The following is a 1,460-nucleotide window of genomic DNA, read 5'->3' on the forward strand; positions in this document are numbered from 1 at the left end:
GGCCTACGGTGTACCCACATCTTTTTGTTTAGCTTCGCCTGATGCAAATACTTGGCGCAAACTATAGTGGTTATTTTAATGATAAACGACTTGAAAAGCGGGGGAAAGAGTTATCAAGGAATCTCTTTAAAGAATCCACGAGTGTGATTCAACGGTTGTCTGGCTCTCGTGCTGAACAAAAAGGGTATTATCGTTTTTTGAACAATGAAGGTGTAACTGAGGGTCAATTGATTTCAGAAATGGCGGCTCGTTGTGGTCATAATGCAGCAGGACGATTGGTGTTATGTATCCAGGATACCAGTGAGGTAAACCTGATTAGTCATAGTAATCGGCTACAACCCAATACGGGTCTTGGTTTGCTGGATGCAGACCATATCAGCAAAGGTTATGGTTTTAAGTTTCACCCTGGATTGGTAGTGGATGCCTGTACCTATTGTCCTATCGGTTGGTCTGATATGATCTTGTGGAATCGTTCCATGGAAAGTAAGAGCTTGAGTCGCCCTGCGATGCAACGCACCCCCATTGAGGAAAAGGAGTCCTACAAGTGGATCCGTTCAGCCAACAATAGTCAGGCTGCTTTAAAGCAGGCTGCCGGAGTAATCCTGATACAGGACCGGGAAGCAGATATCTATGAGTTGTTTGCACAAGTACCCGATGATCGGACCTTTTTACTGGTACGTTCTCGTTGCGATCGTAACCTGCAGGATGGGGGTATGTTATGGAACTTTATCGGGAACCAGCCGGTAGCAGGCCACTATACAACTCAGATCAGTGCTGACAGTCGTAGTAAACAACCCGCACGGGAAGCATTGCTGGAAGTAAGATACGGTGTTACTGAGATTAGAAAACCTGGTAATGTAAAGTCTGATCAGAAATCTGTACGGGTTTGCATTGTGGAAGCCCGCGAGATCAATAGCCCTGCCAGCAAGCCTGTAGAATGGCGGATAATAACGACGCTGGCAGTCAATAGTTTTATGGATGCCTGCCAGGTATTAGACTGGTATAGTTGCCGCTGGATGATTGAAGAAGCGTTCCGGGTTCTCAAGAAAGAGCGGTTCGATATTGAAGCCAGCGAACTGGAACGAGGCTGGGCCATCCGCAAGTTAACCGTGATGATGCTCGACACTATTATCAGCCTCTTTCAAATGCAGTATGCATATAGTATTGAGGAAGGGGCCGATATCCCGGCTACATATTGTTTTACCCCAGAGCAAATCCAATGCATGGCAATAATTTTACCCCAGTGGGAAGGAAAAACTGAAAAACAAAAGAATCCTTTTAAACCACAAACGTTAGCCTGGGCTTGCTGGATAATTGCGAGACTGGGAGGATGGAAAGGATACTCCTCTCAACGACCCCCAGGGCTTACTACATGGTCATTGGGACTTCAAAAGTTTTTTAATATCATGCAAGCATTTAGTATGATAAAAGATGTGGGTACACCGTAGGCCAGAGGCGAG

Annotated in this window: 1 protein-coding gene; it reads left to right on the forward strand. The window is 45.8% G+C overall.

All coding sequences use genetic code 11. The annotated features are described in order from the left end of the window. Window positions 1-41 precede the first annotated feature (41 nt). On the forward strand, window positions 42-1,448 hold the full coding sequence (locus tag D9Y29_RS26385; protein ID WP_127133251.1) for an IS4 family transposase: 1,407 nt from the start codon (window positions 42-44) through the stop codon (window positions 1,446-1,448). The last annotated feature ends 12 nt before the right edge of the window (window positions 1,449-1,460 follow it).

This window comes from Pseudoflavitalea rhizosphaerae (assembly GCF_003991355.1).
Taxonomy (GTDB): Bacteria; Bacteroidota; Bacteroidia; order Chitinophagales; family Chitinophagaceae; genus Pseudobacter; species Pseudobacter rhizosphaerae.

Excerpts from the sequence above, each read along its gene's own strand:
- D9Y29_RS26385 (WP_127133251.1), top strand. The coding sequence starts at position 42 with ATGCAAATACTTGGCGCAAACTATAGTGGTTATTTTAATGATAAACGA.